At 66.5% G+C, this 15,843-nt stretch carries 14 protein-coding genes; 5 read left to right on the forward strand and 9 right to left on the reverse strand.

All coding sequences use genetic code 11. The features are described 5' to 3' along the window. Positions 1–47: 47 nt before the first annotated feature. From JHD80_RS10645 to JHD80_RS10670, 6 genes are all read right to left on the reverse strand, one after another. The gene (locus JHD80_RS10645; RefSeq protein WP_199086864.1) at positions 48–638 is read right to left on the reverse strand and encodes a hypothetical protein; all 591 of its coding nucleotides are present in this window, start codon (positions 636–638) and stop codon (positions 48–50) included. Between the two features lie 83 nt (positions 639–721). Beyond that, on the reverse strand, positions 722–1,450 hold the full coding sequence (locus tag JHD80_RS10650; protein WP_199086866.1) for a DUF1028 domain-containing protein: 729 nt from the start codon (positions 1,448–1,450) through the stop codon (positions 722–724). 162 nt (positions 1,451–1,612) lie between these two features. Beyond that, entirely contained in the window at positions 1,613–3,412 is a 1,800-nt protein-coding gene (locus JHD80_RS10655) for a gamma-glutamyltransferase family protein (protein ID WP_199086868.1), read from the reverse strand. A 17-nt stretch (positions 3,413–3,429) separates the two neighbouring features. Further along, complete coding sequence (locus JHD80_RS10660; protein WP_199086870.1) at positions 3,430–4,311, reverse strand: ABC transporter permease; 882 nt, start codon at positions 4,309–4,311, stop codon at positions 3,430–3,432. Next, entirely contained in the window at positions 4,311–5,255 is a 945-nt protein-coding gene (locus tag JHD80_RS10665) for an ABC transporter permease (RefSeq protein WP_199086872.1), read from the reverse strand. Before JHD80_RS10665 ends, JHD80_RS10660 begins: the two co-directional genes overlap by 1 nt. A 115-nt stretch (positions 5,256–5,370) precedes the next feature. Further along, positions 5,371–6,876 (reverse strand): ABC transporter substrate-binding protein, encoded by a 1,506-nt coding sequence (locus JHD80_RS10670; protein WP_199086874.1) that lies wholly within the window; start codon positions 6,874–6,876, stop codon positions 5,371–5,373. Between the two features lie 292 nt (positions 6,877–7,168). Here JHD80_RS10670 and otnK point away from each other — a divergent pair, with 292 nt between their 5' ends. The 3 genes from otnK (at position 7,169) to JHD80_RS10685 (ending at position 11,473) form a co-directional block, all read left to right on the forward strand. Then, a complete protein-coding gene (otnK, locus tag JHD80_RS10675; protein WP_199086876.1) occupies positions 7,169–8,434 on the forward strand; it encodes a 3-oxo-tetronate kinase in 1,266 nt (421 codons plus the stop codon). Positions 8,435–8,498: 64 nt separating this feature from the next. Continuing rightward, positions 8,499–9,827, forward strand: coding sequence for a malonyl-CoA decarboxylase (locus JHD80_RS10680; RefSeq protein ID WP_210339859.1), 1,329 nt, complete (start codon positions 8,499–8,501; stop codon positions 9,825–9,827). A 116-nt stretch (positions 9,828–9,943) separates the two neighbouring features. Then, complete coding sequence (locus tag JHD80_RS10685) at positions 9,944–11,473, forward strand: malonate--CoA ligase (RefSeq protein WP_199086880.1); 1,530 nt, start codon at positions 9,944–9,946, stop codon at positions 11,471–11,473. A gap of 108 nt (positions 11,474–11,581) precedes the next feature. Here JHD80_RS10685 and JHD80_RS10690 read toward each other — a convergent pair whose 3' ends face one another. After that, a complete protein-coding gene (locus JHD80_RS10690; protein ID WP_199086882.1) occupies positions 11,582–12,346 on the reverse strand; it encodes an MBL fold metallo-hydrolase in 765 nt (254 codons plus the stop codon). Between the two features lie 98 nt (positions 12,347–12,444). Beyond that, entirely contained in the window at positions 12,445–13,038 is a 594-nt protein-coding gene (locus JHD80_RS10695; RefSeq protein ID WP_199086884.1) for an NADPH-dependent FMN reductase, read from the reverse strand. Positions 13,039–13,113: 75 nt separating this feature from the next. Here JHD80_RS10695 and soxR point away from each other — a divergent pair, with 75 nt between their 5' ends. Further along, positions 13,114–13,569: a redox-sensitive transcriptional activator SoxR gene (soxR, locus tag JHD80_RS10700; RefSeq protein WP_199086886.1), complete on the forward strand. Its 456-nt coding sequence runs from the start codon at positions 13,114–13,116 to the stop codon at positions 13,567–13,569. Positions 13,570–13,730: 161 nt separating this feature from the next. On the opposite strand, the gene JHD80_RS10705 is transcribed toward soxR, so the two are convergent. Beyond that, entirely contained in the window at positions 13,731–14,531 is an 801-nt protein-coding gene (locus JHD80_RS10705) for a creatininase family protein (RefSeq protein WP_199086888.1), read from the reverse strand. A gap of 147 nt (positions 14,532–14,678) precedes the next feature. On the opposite strand from JHD80_RS10705, the gene JHD80_RS10710 reads away from it, so the two are divergent. Continuing rightward, entirely contained in the window at positions 14,679–15,710 is a 1,032-nt protein-coding gene (locus JHD80_RS10710) for an ABC transporter substrate-binding protein (protein WP_248311485.1), read from the forward strand. Positions 15,711–15,843: the final 133 nt, after the last annotated feature.

Here is a 15,843-nt window from a genome sequence, read left to right on the forward strand (position 1 = left end):
CCTCAGGACGAGGGCTGAGCAGAGAGCGGCCTCTAATTTTTGCAGGCTCAATTCTGCAGGATCTTCGATCCTTTGATCGTAACATTGCCGGACGCCTTGGCTTCGAGGCGTCCGGAAGCCCTGATCGTGATGTCGTGCCCTTGCAGCTCGACGCCGCCGTCCTTCTTCATGTTCAGCTTGGCGTCGCCGCTCTTCAGGGTGGTTCCGTCGGCGCTTTCGATGGCGAGCGCCTTGCCGACGCGCAGCGTCATGTCCTTCCCGACGCTCATGGCCATGTCCTTGCCCGCCGTGACGGCGAAGTTCTGCCCGCTGTCGATCGCGCATCCCACGGCCGCGCTGACGGTGAAACTCCGCGTTTCGAACGCGGCTTCATGGCCGCTGCTGACGCGCAGGCGATTGCCGATGACGAGATTGGCATTGGCCCCCGCCGTCACGGCGAGGTTGGCGCCCGCTGTCAGCGTCATTGCGCTGCCGGCGGTCAACGCGATGCCCATCCCGCAATTGATGGTCAGGGAACCCGGAGCGTTGATGACGACATTGCCGCCCCGGTCCGCCGAAATCGCTTGCAGCAGGGCTTCGATCTGCGCCTCCAGCGCAGCGATGCGCCTCTGGAGGGCTTCGTGCTCCGGATTGGCCATTGCCGTCTCCGCTTCTGCGTATGACAGGGTGACGAAGCATCAGCCTATCATGCGACGGGCGCGGCGAGAATGCGTCTGGCCGGTCAGCTTTCCGGGTGCCGGGCGTTCCAGCCGGCGGCATATTCCGCGCAGAGGCGGTCGAGCTCGGCCCGGTCGGTGACGCCGGAAGGGCGCCCACGCGAGGGCGAAGCCTGCTGGAATGGTACCGAGCGCTGATGCGCGACGCGCCAGAGCCGCCGCAATTCCTTCAGTGGATCGGCGTGGTCGTCAACGCGGATGTCGATGCTCGGCACCGGCTCGCCGCTCCAGATGCGGATGGCGGCGGATTGCTTGCCGCGCTTGTCGCCACCGGCCTTCTCGCCGGCCTCCAGCGCGACCAGCAGGCGCTCATCGAAATCGAGCGCGGAGGCGGCGATATAGGCCTTCAGCGTCTCCTGCACGACCTCCGGCCCGGCCAGCATGTTGCCGGCGACCGAAACCTGCGGCCCGTCAACCGCGCCGCACCAGTCGATGCAGGCGGCGCCCGTATGGGAGGCGATCTTGCCGTCGCGGTCGATGACATGGAGCTGGCGATGGGCGCGCCCCTCGTCGGCCGCCGTCAGCGTCGCGATGATCTCGACCGCCGAGCGTCCCTCCTGCAGCAGCCTCAGGCCGTCGATCCCGTAGAGCGGATTGACGAAGGCCTGCGTCGCGATCGCGCCGACCCGGCCGCCGCCATAGGGCACGCGGGCGCCCACGGCGAAGGCACAGGTCGAAACGGCGACGCCATAGGCGCCGGTCGCGGCGTCGCGGGCGACGATGGACCAGGTCATATGCGGTTCCTCGTTATCCGGTCGATCTCAGTCGTTTTCCGTCATCCCGGACAAGCGGCGAAGCCGCGCTGATCCGGGATCCATCGAAGGGCGAGGCCCTCTATGATGGATTCCGGGTCTGCGCTTCGCTTCGCCCGGAATGATGGCAAAAGGCGGCAGAGCCTACCGCCCGGCGGCGTAAGCCTGCATCAGACGCGGCGTCGCGGCGGCGCGCAAGAGCCCGTCATCGCCGCGTTCCGCTGCGGTCAGGCGCCCGACCGTCCAGGCCGGGGCTTTCTCGAGCTTGTGGCCGCGCCGCTCAAGCTCGGCCAGCGCGGCAGCGCCGATGCTTTCCTCGATCATCATGTGGCCCGGCCGCGACGAGCGCGGATAGAAGGAGGACGGGAAATGCTGCGTGTGGAACAGCGGCAGGTCGATCGCCTCTTGCAGGTTGAGGCCGTGATGGACGCGGCGCAGGAACAGGCCGAGCTGCCATTGCTCCTGCTGGTCGCCGCCCGGCGTGCCGAAGGCGAGGCGGGGCTTGCCGTTCTCGAAGGCGATCGAGGGCGTCAGCGTCGTGCGCGGCCGCTTGCCCGGCGCGAGCGAAGAGGGCAGGCCCTCTTCCAGCCAGAACATCTGGGCACGGGAATTCAGCGGGAAGCCGAGCTCCGGGATGACCGGCGAGGATTGCAGCCAGCCGCCTGACGGCGTCGCCGCGATCATGTTGCCCCATTTGTCGATCACGTCGATATGGACCGTGTCGCCCTTGCGCCCGGCCGCGACCATCGAGGCCATGGTCGGCTCGCCGACGCTGGCGCCGCCCTGAGTCGGCTGGGCGATGGCACCGAGCGCCTTCATGGCATGCGCGACCTGCGCCTCGTAGCCGGAGACGACGCCCGGCCGCAGCTCCAGCGAGGCGCGCTCGCCGATCAGCCCGCGCCGCCCGGCCGCGTAATCCTCGGAGAGCAGCGTCGCGAGCGGCACCTTCACGAAATCCGGGTCGCCGTAATAGGCCTCGCGATCGGCGAAGGCGAGCTTCATCGCCTCGACGACATGGTGGACGAACTCAGGGCTCGCCGGCCCCATTCCCGCAAGGTCGACACCCTCCAGGATCTTCAGCGTCTGCAGGAAGGCCGGACCCTGGCCCCAGGGACCGATCTTGAAGACCTCCCAGTCATGGTAAGTCACGGAGGTCGGCGTCTCGTAGGTCGGCTTGTAGTTCGCCATGTCCTGCGCGGTGAGCAGGCCCTTGTTGCGCCGGCCGGAGGAATCCATCACCTCCTGCGTGCGGCAGAAACGGTCCATCGCCTCGGCCACGAAGCCCTTGTACCAGGCGTCATAGGCGCCCTGGATCTGTTCCTGGCGGTCGCCGCCCTTGGCTTCCGCCTCGGCGAGGATGCGCTTGTAGGTCTCGGCCGCGGCCTTGTTGGCGAAGAGCTTGCGCGCCTCCGGCACGTTGCCGCCGGGCAGGTAGACGTCGCCCGAGGTCGACCACTCGTTGGTGAAGAGATCGGTCAGCTCCCGGATCGAATCCGAGACGCGCGGCAGCATCGGATGGCCGTTCTCGAAATAGCCGATCGCCGGTTCGAGAACGTCGCGCAGCTTCAGCCGGCCATGGTCGCGCAGCAGCGTCATCCAGCCGCCGAAGGCGCCGGGGATGACGGTTGCGAGCAGACCGGAGCCGGGGATCAGGTCGAGGCCCAGCGCCTTGTAGGCGGCGATGGTCGCAGCCTGTGGGGCCGGCCCTTGTGCGCAGAGCGTCCCCACCTTTCCGGTCTCGGCCGAATAGAACACGGCCGGCATGTCGCCGGCCGGGCCGACGAGATGCGGCTCTACCACCTGCAGCACGAAGGCGGCAGCCGCGCAGGCGTCGAAGGCGTTGCCGCCCTTTTCCAGCATCGCCATGCCTGATGCGGTGGCGAGCCAGTGCGTCGAAGTGACGACGCCGAACGTGCCGAGGATTTCGGGGCGGGTGGTGAACATGGCCGTGTCCCTGGAGTCTAGTTTTCTTTCGGATCGAGCGCGTCGCGCAGGCCGTCGCCGAGCAGGTTGAAGCCGAGCACGGCGAGGAAGATGCAGACGCCCGGCGCCACCGACATCCAGGGCGCCTGCTCCATGAAGTTCTTGGCGACGTTGAGCATCTGTCCCCAGGAGGGCGCCGGCGGCTGCTGGCCGAGGCCGAGGAAGGAGAGGGCGGCTTCCAGGATGATTGCCTGCGCCATGAACAATGTCGACTGCACCACGATGGGGGACAGGGTGTTGGGCAGGACATGGCGGAACATCAGCCTGAGATCGCGCGCGCCGACCGCCCGCGCGCCCTCGACGAAATCCTCCGCCTTCACGCTCATCACCTGGCCGCGGATCAGCCGGATGAAGATCGGCACGGCCGAAAGACCGATCGCGATCATCGCGTTGGTCAGCGATGGCCCGAGCACCGCGGCAAACGCGATGGCGAGGATCAGGAAGGGGCAGGCGAGCAGGGCCTCGGTGACGCGCGAGATCACGATGTCGACCCATCCGCCATACCAGCCGGCAAGCAGGCCGAAGGGCAGGCCGATCACGACCGCGATCAGCACCGAGACGATGCCGGCGAGCAGCGAGGCCCGCGCCCCGAAGAACAGCCGCGTGACCTGATCGCGCCCGAGCTCATCCGTGCCGAACCAGTAGAGCTCGGACGGCGGCTTGCGGATGGCGAGGAAGTTCGACTTGAACGGGTCCGCCAGCGGCAGGACCGGCGCCAGCACCGCCATCAGCACGAAGAGCAGCACGATGCTGCCGCCGATCAGCGCCGATTTGTTGCGCAGGAGGCGGGAAAGCACGCCCGGGCGTGCCTTCACGCCGCTCGTAGCCCCAGCCGAGGCGATGGAATCGAGCGATGCCATCAGCCGGTCCTCAAGCGTGGATTGACGAGGACGTAGAGGATGTCGGCGATCAGGTTCATCAGGATGAAGCCGATCGCCGTGCAAAGCACCACGCCCTGAACCACGCCATAGTCGCGGTTGAACACGGCATCCACGATCAGCTTGCCGAAGCCGGGGATGGTGAAGACCTGCTCGGTCAGCACCGCGCCCGCCAGCAACTCGCCGAAGAGCAGGGTGGTCAGCGTGATGATCGGCACCAGCGCGTTGCGCAGCGCATGGCGGTGGATGACCGTATCCTCGTCGAGCCCCTTGGCGCGGGCGGTACGGACATAGTCGGAGCGCAGCACCTCCAGCATCGCCGAGCGGGTATGGCGCATCAGGAAGGCGGCAAGCCCGTTGCCGAGTACGAAGGCCGGCATGATCAGGCGCTGGATCGCCTCCCAGGGGTGGACGAAGATCGATTCATAGCCGGAGGCCGGCAGCCATTTCAGGTGCACCGAGACCAGCAGGATCAGCATGATCCCGAACCAGAAATTCGGAATCGATAGGCCGGACAACGCAGCCGCGCTGGCCGAATAGTCGATGATCGTGCCCTTGTGCCGAGCGGCCAGGATGCCGATCGGAATGCCGATCGCCACTGCGACGAGGATTGAGGCGGTGGCGAGCTGGATCGTCACCGGCAGCTTCTGCAGGATCAGCCCGAGGACCGGCTCGCCGGTGCGCAGCGAGCGGCCGAAATCGCCCTGCACGACCTGTCCGAGCCAGGCGAAGAACTGGACGAAGATCGGATCGTCCATGCGGTAGATCTCGCGCAGCCGCGCGATCACCTCGGGATCGCGTTCCTCGCCGGCGATGACGAGAAAGGGGTCGCCCGGCAGCGCGCGCTGCAGGGCAAAGACGAAGAGCGATACCAGGAACAGCGTCGGTATCGCGATCAGGATGCGGCGGAGGATCAGCGTGGCCATGGCGCGCTCGGAACGGCGCCGTCATCCATCGTAGGGAACTGCGCTCTACGATGGATCCCGGGTCGGCCTTCGGCCGCCCGGGATGACGGCGCGGTTGTGACGTCGGAAGCTGCCCTCACGAGCGCTTCAGCCCCGCGAGCCGGATCATGCCGTCCGGATTGATCACGAAGCCCTGCATGTTCGCGCGCAGCGCGAAATAGCGCTTGTCGTTGTAGAGATAGATGATCGGCAATTCGTCCAGCAGGATCTTCTGGGCGGCATCGTAGTGTTTCTTGCGCTCGGCCGGGTCGTAGATCGTGCGCGCCTCGTCGAGCTGCTTGTCGACCTCGGCGTTGGAGTATTTGCCGTCGTTCTGGCTGCCCTTGGTGGTGACGAAGGCGTGGATGTTGCCGTCCGGGTCGATCCGGCCGGACCAGCCGATCAGGCTGAGCTGGAACTTGCCCTGCTGCTGGTCGCGCAACTGGCTGGCGAACTCGGTCGAGCGGATCTGGACGTCGATGCCGGCCTCTTGCGCCATCGCCTGGATCACCTGGCCGACTTGCGCCTGGACCGGATTGTTGGTGACGAAGAGCTCGACCGACAGCTTTTCCGTTCCCGCCGCCTTCATCAGCGCCTTGGCCTTGGCGACGTCGCGCGGCGGCACGGGGAAATCGGCGCTGAGATAGGGGTTGCCGGGATTGAAGGGCTGCATCATCGGCTCGTAGAGTCCGTCGAACACGGCGTCGTTCAGCACCTTGCGGTCGATCGAGAGCGAGAGCGCCTGGCGGATGCGCTTGTCCAGGCCCATCGGCTGTTTCGCCGCCTCGCCATTATTGGTGTTCACGGTGATGCCCTGATAGCCGAGATTGGCGATGCTCATGACCTTGAGCGACTTGTCGGCCTGGGCGGATTTCACGTCGGTCGGCGCCAGCCGCTCCAGAATGTCGAGCTCGCCCGAGCGCAGATTAGCGAGGCGCACCGTGGTATCGGGGATCGACCGGTAGATGACACGGTCGAAGCTGTATTTGTCGGCTTCCCAATGTTCCTTGAACTTCTCCAGCACGATCCGGTCGTTCTGGACGCGCTCGACGAACTTGTAGGGGCCGGAGCAGATCGGCTTCGCCGTCACGTCGCCGGAGAGGCTCTTGGGCGAGAGCATCATCCCGGCGCGGTCGGTGAGCTGGGCGAGCAGCGTGGCATCCGGCCGCTTCAGCTTCAGCACCAGCGTCGTCGCATCCGGCGCCTCCACCTTGTCGACCGAGGCGAGCTCCGACTTGCGCAGCGAGTCCGGCAGGGTCATCGCGCGTTCGAGATTGGCCTTGGCGGCCTCGGCATTGAAGCTCTCGCCGTCATGAAACTTGGCGTCGCTGCGCAGCTTCATGGTCAGCGTCAGCCCGTCGGCGGAGAAACCCCATTCCGTCGCCAGCCGCGGCACCAGCTTCAGCTCCGGGGTGATGTCGAGCAGCCGGTCGCACAGCCCCATGAAGACGATGCGGCCGACGAAGGTCCGCGCCTTGTGCGGGTCGAGCATGTCAGGGTCTTCCTGCACCCCGATCCGCAAGGTCGACGGGGTCTGGGCCAGTGTCGGCAATGTCGCCAGCGCGAGCGCGGCGGCCGAAATCGCAACCTTCAGCAGATTCATGATTGTCCCCTCGTTCCGGACGTTGTCGGCGAACGTTCCCGCCGCTTGGCACGCGGGTCGTCCTGCTCAATTCGTTCCTTGTGGCACTAAACTGACTCAGATCGCGCCCGCCGTCGATGACGCGCCGCACCAATTCTGAGGCAGCCCTGCCCATCGCGTGGGCAGAGGTCGACTTGCGGGAGGCCGGGGTTCCATGTCCGCGGCGGACGTGCACGATGCGGCGATAGCGGTCGCCTCACCGGGCGGCAGTCACTAGAACGACGCTCGACAGGGCTAAAAGGGGAGATCGAGCATGCTGCTGGGCGTGATCGCCGACGACATGACGGGCGCGACAGACGTCGCGCTGATGCTGAACCGGGCCGGCATGCGCACCGTCCAGGTGATCGGCGTGCCTCCCGCCGGCTCGACCCTGCCCGAGGCCGATGTGGTCGTCGTCGCGCTGAAATCGCGGACCAATCCGGTCGCCGAGGCCGTCGCGGATTCGCTCGCCGCCTGCGAGGCCCTGCTGAAGGCCGGCGCGCGCCAGATCCTGTTCAAATACTGCTCCACCTTCGATTCGACGGCCGAGGGCAATATCGGGCCGGTGGCCAATGCGCTGGCCGAACGGCTGGGCTCGAAGCTCGCCATCGTCTGCCCGGCTTTCCCGGCGAACGGCCGCTCGATCTATCAGGGCTATCTCTTCGTCGGCGCCGTGCCGCTGCACGAAAGCTCGATGAAGGATCATCCGCTGACGCCGATGCGGGATTCCAACCTGATGCGGTTGATGTCGGCGCAGGCGAAGACCGAGACCGGCCTGGTCGACTATGCCACCGTGCTCGCCGGGCCTTCCGCAGTGAGGGCGCGCCTCGCCAAGCTCGAGGCGGACGGCGTCCGCTATGCCGTCACCGACGCGCTGACCAACGAGGACCTGATGACGCTCGGCCACGCCGTGTCCGAGCATGTCCTGCTCACCGGCGGGTCCGGCATCGCGATGGGCCTGCCGCAGAATTTCCGCCGCGCCGGCCTCCTGCAGGAGCGTCCCGGCCCGGCAGAGTTGAAGGCGCCGGCCGGGCGCGCCGGCATCATCTCCGGTAGCTGCTCGACCGCGACGCGCGGCCAGATCAAGGTGGCCTTGGAAGCGGGCTTTCCCGCACTCAAGGTCGATCCCTTCGCGCTCGCCGATGGCCGGCAGGATGCCGCGGGCATCGCCGCCTGGGCCTTGGCGCAGCCGGCGGACAAGCCGTTCCTCGTCTATTCCAGCGACGATCCGGCCGAGGTTGCGGCGGTGCAGGACAAGCTCGGTCGCGAAAAGGCGGGCAGCATCGTCGAGCATGCTTTCGCCGAGCTGGCCCGCCGGCTTTCGGACGGCGGCGTGACGCGGCTTCTCGTCGCGGGTGGAGAGACTTCGGGCGCGACCGTGCTGGGCCTCGGCATCCGCACCTTGGGGATCGGCCCGGAGATCGATCCCGGCGTGCCCTGGACGCGCGTCGTCGACGGGCCGGAGATGGTCGTCGCGCTGAAATCCGGCAATTTCGGCACGCCGGATTTCTTCCTGAAGGCCTGGAGCCTGCTGCGCTGATGCCCGATTTGCCTGCGCTGAATCTCGTATAGGATCAGGCTGCGAACTGGGAGCCGGCGTGAACATGGCATTTCTGGGCGAACTTCTCACCAACGTGGCGGATCGCGGCCGCGCGCTGATCGGTTTCGAACGTTTCCTGGGCAATCGCTCGCGCCCGATCGACAAGCTCTGCGAAGACCTGCTCTCCGGCCGCGGCGAAGCCTCGGGCATGGCGCTGGCGCAGGCCGTGCTCGAAGCTTGGCAAGGGCTCGACAAGCCCGGCCGGCTCGCCTTCTTCAATGTGCTGCGGGAGCGCTTCGGCCCCGATCACGACCGTCTCGACGCGGCGATCGAGGCCTACCGCGCCAAGCCCGACCCCGCGACCGTGGCGGCTCTGCATCATGCGGCCGAGCCCCGGCGGCAGGAGCTACTGCGCCGCCTGAACCTGGCGCCCGAAGGCACGCATGTGCTGGTGCGGATGCGCGAGGCCCTGTTCGAGGCGATGTCGGCGGAGCCGGAGCTGAAGGGCATCGACGACGATTTTCGCCATCTCTTCGGCTCCTGGTTCAACCGCGGCTTCCTCGTCCTGCGCCGCATCGACTGGCGCACACCGGCCAACGTGCTGGAGAAGATCATCCGCTACGAGGCGGTCCATGAGATCCAGGGCTGGGACGATCTGAGGCGCCGGCTGGAGCCGGCCGACCGGCGATGCTTCGCCTTCTTCCACCCACAGCTCGTCGACGACCCCCTGATCTTCGTCGAGGTCGCGCTGACCGGCGCCATCCCGCGCAGCATCGGCGAAGTGCTGGAGCCGGAGCGCGCGATCCTGCCGGCGCAGGCCGCGACGACCGCGGTGTTCTATTCGATCTCGAACTGCCAGGAGGGCCTGCGCGGCATCTCCTTCGGCAATTTCCTGATCAAGCAGGTCGCCGAGGACCTGAAGCGCGAATTGCCGGGGCTCGACACCTTCGTCACGCTCTCGCCGGTGCCCGGCTTCGCGCGCTGGCTCGCCGGCATCGCGGCCGAGCCTGGCGATCTCGTTCTCACCAATGAAGAGCGCGCCGAGCTGGCCCGCCCGGCCGGCGAGACGATTTCGCTCGACGAAGCCACGAAGGCGCGCCGCGACAAGCTGCTCGGCCAGATGACGGCGGAATACATGCTGCGGGCGCGCACCGCCTCCGGCCGCGTCATCGACCCGGTCGCGCGCTTCCACCTCGGCAACGGCGCCCGGCTGGAGCGCATCAATGTCGGCGGCAACCTCTCGGCGCGGGGCCTGCGCGAGTCCCATGGCGTGATGGTCAATTACCGCTACGAGCTCGACGACATCGAGACCAACCACGAGGCCTTCGCCACCCGCAACACGGTGGTGGCCTCCTCCGGCGTGCGCAAGCTGCTGCGCCCGGCGGCGAGTTGAGCGCGATGCGATCCCCCTCAGCCCTCATCCTTCGAGGCGCCGCTCACGCGGCTCCTCAGGATGAAGGCTCATATTGAACGACATTGACACGGAAACGCCTGAAAGGACCCGAAATCATGGGCAATCATCTCTTCGACCTGATCCGCTCGCGCATGCCGGCGCCGGACGCGCCCTTCGCGCTGCTCGATGACGGCCGGCAGCTCTCCTATGGCGATATGATCGCGGTCTCCGCCCGCTTCGCCGCTGCGCTCACCGGGCTCGGCGTCAAACCGGGTGACCGTGTGGCCGTCCAGGTCGAGAAGAGCTTCGAGGCGCTGATGCTCTATCTCGGCACGGTACGCGCCGGCGCGATCTTCCTGCCGCTAAACACCGCCTATACCCCGGCCGAGATCGAATATTTCCTCGGCGATGCCGAGCCCGCCGTCTTCGTCTGCGATCCCGCCAAGGCTGACGCCCTGCGTCCCTATGCCGAGAAGGCCGGCGCCAAGCTGGAGACCCTCGGCATTGGAACCGGCAGCCTGCTCGACAAGGCGAACGCCGCCTCGAGCGACTTCACCGATATTGCGCGCGGGTCGGACGATCTCGCTGCGATCCTCTACACCTCCGGCACGACCGGCCGCTCCAAGGGCGCGATGCTCAGCCACGACAACCTGTCGTCGAATGCGCTGGCGCTGGTCGACTACTGGCGTTTCGCGAAGGGCGACGTGCTGCTGCACGCGCTCCCGATCTTCCACACCCACGGCCTCTTCGTCGCGACCAATGTGATCCTCTTGTCCGGCGCCTCGATGATCCTGCTGCCGAAGTTCGATCCGGATCAGGTCTTCAAATACCTGCCCCAGGCAACGAGCATGATGGGCGTGCCGACCTTCTATGTCCGGTTGCTTCAGGATGCCCGCCTGACGAAGGAGGCGACCAGGCATATGCGCCTCTTCGTCTCCGGCTCGGCGCCGCTTCTGGCCGAGACGCATCGCGAGTGGAGCGCCCGCACCGGCCACGCCATTCTCGAGCGCTACGGCATGACCGAGACCAACATGAACACCTCGAACCCCTATGAGGGCGATCGGGTGGCGGGCACGGTCGGCTTCCCGCTGCCGGGCGTCTCGGCGCGTGTCGTCGATCCCGAGACCGGCAAGGAGCTCGCCCGCGACGAGATCGGCATGATCGAGGTCAAGGGTCCCAACGTCTTCAAGGGCTACTGGCGCAATCCGGAGAAGACAGCCGCGGAGTTTAGGGCCGACGGCTTCTTCATCACCGGTGACCTCGGCAAGATCGATCCCGCCGGCTACATCCATATCGTCGGGCGCGGCAAGGACCTGATCATCACCGGCGGCTACAACGTCTATCCCAAGGAAGTCGAGACTGAGATCGACGAGATGCCGGGCGTCATCGAGAGCGCCGTCATCGGCTGCCCGCATCCCGATTTCGGCGAGGGCGTCACCGCGGTCGTGGTCTGCAAGCCCGGCGCCGATGTCACCGCGAAGAGCATCGCGACAGTGCTGGAGCAGCGGCTCGCCAAGTTCAAGCAGCCCAAGCAGGTCTTCGTCGTGGCCGAGCTGCCGCGCAACACCATGGGCAAGGTCCAGAAGAACCTGCTGCGCGAGCAATACAAGGACATCTACGCCAAGCAGCTGAAGGCGGGGGAGTAACGGCCCGCACCGTCATTCTCGGGCGAAGCGCAGCTTCGACCCGAGAATCTCATGCAGGATGAGGCGCCTCTCTTTCCAGAGATGCTCGGGACGCCTGGCTGAAACGGCTCACACCAGCGCCGGCACGCCGAACTCGATCGTCTCGCCGTCGGGTGGGATGCGCAGGCGCCGCGTGTCGACGCCACGCTCCTTCGCCGCCTTGCGCAAAGCAGTGCGGCTGACCGTGGCGTGATCGAGCGCTTCCATATGCGTCGCGATCACCGTCGCCAGCGGGAAGGCTTCGGCGAGATCGAGCGTCTGCTCGTCGTCCATCACGATCAGCGTGTCGTCCCATTTCGCCCCGCAGGAATGCGTGACGATGACATCCGGCCCCGTCGCCGTCGCGGCATCGCGCAGCGGCGGATAGAGCACGCTGTCGCCGCACCAGTAGAGCGTCGGTTCGCCCGGCGCCTCGAAGCTCAGGCCCATCACCGGCCCCATCTTCTCGACGACGGCGCCGGTGCCGTGTTGGGCCGGATGCCGCTTCAGGATGATCTGGCCCAGCCGGATGAAGCAATCGATCGCCGTGATCGAGGAAAAGCCCGCCTGCGCGATCGCCGCCTCGTCGCCGGGCCGGCAGATGATCGGCAGATTCTTCGGGATGCGCTCCTTGGCGACCTCGTCGAAATGGTCGGCATGGAGATGCGACACGATCACGGTGTCGACGCCGGCGATGATGTCCTCGATCGGCTCGGGCAGATCGACCATCGGGTTCTCCGAACGCCCTGTGAAGGAGCGACGGCTATGGCGCGGGCCGAAATCCGGGTCGATCAGGAAGGTCCTGCCGCCATAGGTGAGCTTCAGCGTCGCGTTGCGGAGAAGTTTGAGCTTCATATCCGTCGGCTCCTCGTCAGGGAGGGGCATTGTCCCGCATCCCGCCACGCGGAGACCAGTTCGGATTTGTGAAGCTCTTTCCACGTTCGCGTGACGTATCACGCCGCCGCGAACTGGCCGTAGGGCACCTCCGCGCGCGCCTTGCGGAGCGCGCTCGCCCACCAATGGAGCTGCGCCAGCATCGTCGCCATCGCCTGTTCGGCGCGGTCGGCATCGAGCAGCTTGCCCTCCGTATCGAAGCGGCTCCAGACATCGGCGAAGGCGACGCCGTCGCGGATCGGCGCGGCATGCAATTCCCCGAAGACGAGGCGCAATTGCTCGACGGCGCGCAGGCCGCCGGAGATGCCGCCATAGGAGACGAAGCCGACCGGCTTGCCGCGCCATTCCGGCCCGACCGCGTCGATCAAGAATTTCAGGATCGCCGGATAGCCGCGATTGTACTCGGGCGTCACCACGACGAAGCCGTCGGCCCAGCCGATGATGGTCCTGAGCTCTTCAAGCGCCGGGTGCTTGCCGCTGACATGACGGGGCGGCAGGTCGATCTCGCCGGGGTCTACGACCGCGAGATCGAAGGGGCCGTCGCCTGCGATCTGCGAGATCGCCCAGCCGGCGACCTTGTCGCAGAAGCGGCCCTCGCGGCTGCTGCCATAGATCAGGGCGAGCCTGATCCGCGTATCGACCTTCTGGTGCATGGAAACGCTCCGGTTTGCATCACGGGAGCGCGGCTTATAGAACCTCAAGTAAGGTTAAGGTCAAGAGGCGTTCGGATGTCCCGACAGCCGCATTTGCCGATCGAACTCAGCGTCGGCGAAGTCGCTCGCCGCAGCGGTCTCGCCGTCTCGGCATTGCATTTCTACGAGGCGGAAGGGTTGATCCGCAGCCATCGCACGGCGGGCAACCAGCGCCGCTATGCCCGCGAGGTGCTGCGGCGCGTCGCGATCATCAAGGTGGCGCAGCGCGCCGGCATCCCGCTGAAGACCATTCGCGAAGCCTTCAAGGCTTTGCCGCAGGAGCGCACGCCGACCGTCGCGGACTGGGCGCGGCTGTCATCCGGCTGGAAGCAGGAGCTGGAGCGCCGCATCGACCGGCTGACGCGATTGCGCGATCACCTCAACGGCTGCATCGGCTGCGGCTGTCTCTCGGTGCGGGATTGCCCGCTGCACAACCCGCTCGACCGCCTGGCCGAGGAGGGGCCGGGGCCACGCCTCCTCGATCCCGAGTGAGGAGTTCCAAGAGAAGCGCTGTCCATCGAAAGACCGCGCCGTCATCCCGGACAAGCTGCGTAGCAGCGCCGATCCGGGATCCATCGTAGAGCTCCGGAGCCCTCCGATGGATCCCGGGTCAAGCCCGGGATGACGCGGGTGGGGTGGTCGAGCTCTATCGATCAATCCGCCTTGTAGAGCGTATCGAGCGGCATCCGCGCGACATCGGCCATAAGGGCGACGAAGCCCTTCGCCTGCAATGCGGCCGTCGCCTTGCCCTTCGCAGCGGTCGCGAGGCTGGCATCGCCGGCCGCGCCCGCGCGGTTGACGTCCTGCGCCATCCAGGCGAAGGCATGCGGGCCGGTCGGGCGCAGATGGGTGTAGCCTTCCTCGGCCATCGTCACCGTATGCGGCTTGAACAGCGCGGCCTGGCCCATATCGACGAGATCAGGCCGGAAATGCAGCATCAACGAGGTCTCGACATCGCCGCCATGGATGCCGTGGCGGATGTCGAGCTCTCCATAAAGCCCCTCCGGCAGGCCGAAGGACATCCAGGCGGTGCAGACGGCGAGCATGCCATGGCTGACGCGTAGCTCCCGCGCGACGATCTTCATCGGGTCGACATTGCCGCCATGCGAGGTGACCAGCACGAGCTTGCGCAGGCCGGCCCGCTTCACGCTCTCGCCGATCTCCAGCCAGGAGCGGATCGCGCTCTCCCAGCCGATCGTGACCGTGCCCGGCGAATGCAGGTGCTCGTTCGACTTGCAGACGGCCTGCGTCGGCAGGACGAGTACGTCAAGATCGGCCGGTACCAGCGGCATCGCCTCGGCCAGCATCCCGTTCATCACGGTGGTGTCGACAGAGACCGGCAGATGCGGGCCGTGCTGTTCGATCGCCGCCAGCGGCAGCACCGCCACGGTGCGATCGGGCGAAAGCCCGGCGAAGTCGGAGCTCTTCAGGTCGCCCCAGAAACGTGCGGTCATGATCAGGCCTGTCAGGAGCCGATGTCATCGCCTTGTTTCTGTGCAGAAACCCGGCGATGCGGCGTTGCATTGTCCCGCCGTCCTATCGCATGGGATAAGGAGACGGGCCAGTGGCTGCCCGGCTGCAGGATGAGGGGAGAGAGCGAGATGACGACGATGAAATATCGCGTAAACCGGCGTGCCGCACTCGGGCTGATCGGCGGCTCCACCGCCTCATTGCTGATCCCGGTGCCGGGCGCGCGCGTCAACGCGCAGACGCTCGACAAGGTCAGCTACCAGACCAACTGGCGGGCCCAGACCGAGCATGGCGGCTTCTATCTCGCCGCCACCAACGGCATCTACAAGAAATACGGCCTCGACGTGGAGATCCGCCCCGGCGGCCCGCAGCAGAACCCGACGCAGCTCCTGCTCGGCGGCCGCGTCGACATGATCATGGGCAACTCGCTGGAGGCGCTCAGCTTCGCGCATGAGAACCTGCCCTTCCTCTGCATCGCCTCGATCTTCCAGAAGGACCCGCAAGTCCTGATCTCGCATCCCGGCCAGGGCAACGACACGCTCGCCGATCTCAAGGGCAAGCCGATCCTGATCGCGGCGCAGGCCCGCGTCGGCTTCTGGCCCTTCCTGAAGCTCAAGTTCGGCTACCAGGACGAGCAGATCCGCCCCTATACCTTCAACATGGCGCCGTTCCTGGCCGACAAGAAGCTGACGCAGCAGGGCTTCCTCTCCTCCGAGCCCTTCGTCATCCGCAAGGCCGGCGTCGACCCGGTCGTGCATCTCCTCGCCGATGCCGGCTTCGAGAACTACAACACCACGATCACGCTCTCCCGGAAGATGGCGCAGGAGAAGAAGGACGTCGTGCAGCGCTTCACCGATGCGACGCTGGAAGGCTGGGCCGAATACATGAAGGGCGGCCCCGGCAATGCTGCCGCCAATGCCCAGATCCTGAAGGACAATCCCGACATGGATCAGGAGAAGATCGATTACGCGCTCAAGGTGATGAACGAGCGGGGCATCGTCGTCTCCGGCGACGCCAAGACGCTCGGCATCGGCGCGATGACCGATGCGCGCTGGGCGAGCTTCTACAAGACGATGAGCGAGGCGGGCGTCGTTCCGGCCGGCGTCGACGTGAAGAAGGCCTACAGCCTCGACTTCGTCAACAAGGGCATCGGCAAGGGCTGAGGGGTAGCGTCATGCTCGGGCTTGATCCGAGCATCTCGGAAACCAGCGCGCTCTCGTCATGAGATTCTCGGGTCTGCGCTCCGCTTCGCCCGAGAATGACGGCATTTCGTAGATCGGATCATCAGGCTTTGGA

The sequence above is a fragment of the Allobosea sp. ASV33 genome (assembly GCF_016428755.1).
Classification (GTDB): Bacteria; Pseudomonadota; Alphaproteobacteria; order Rhizobiales; family Beijerinckiaceae; genus Allobosea.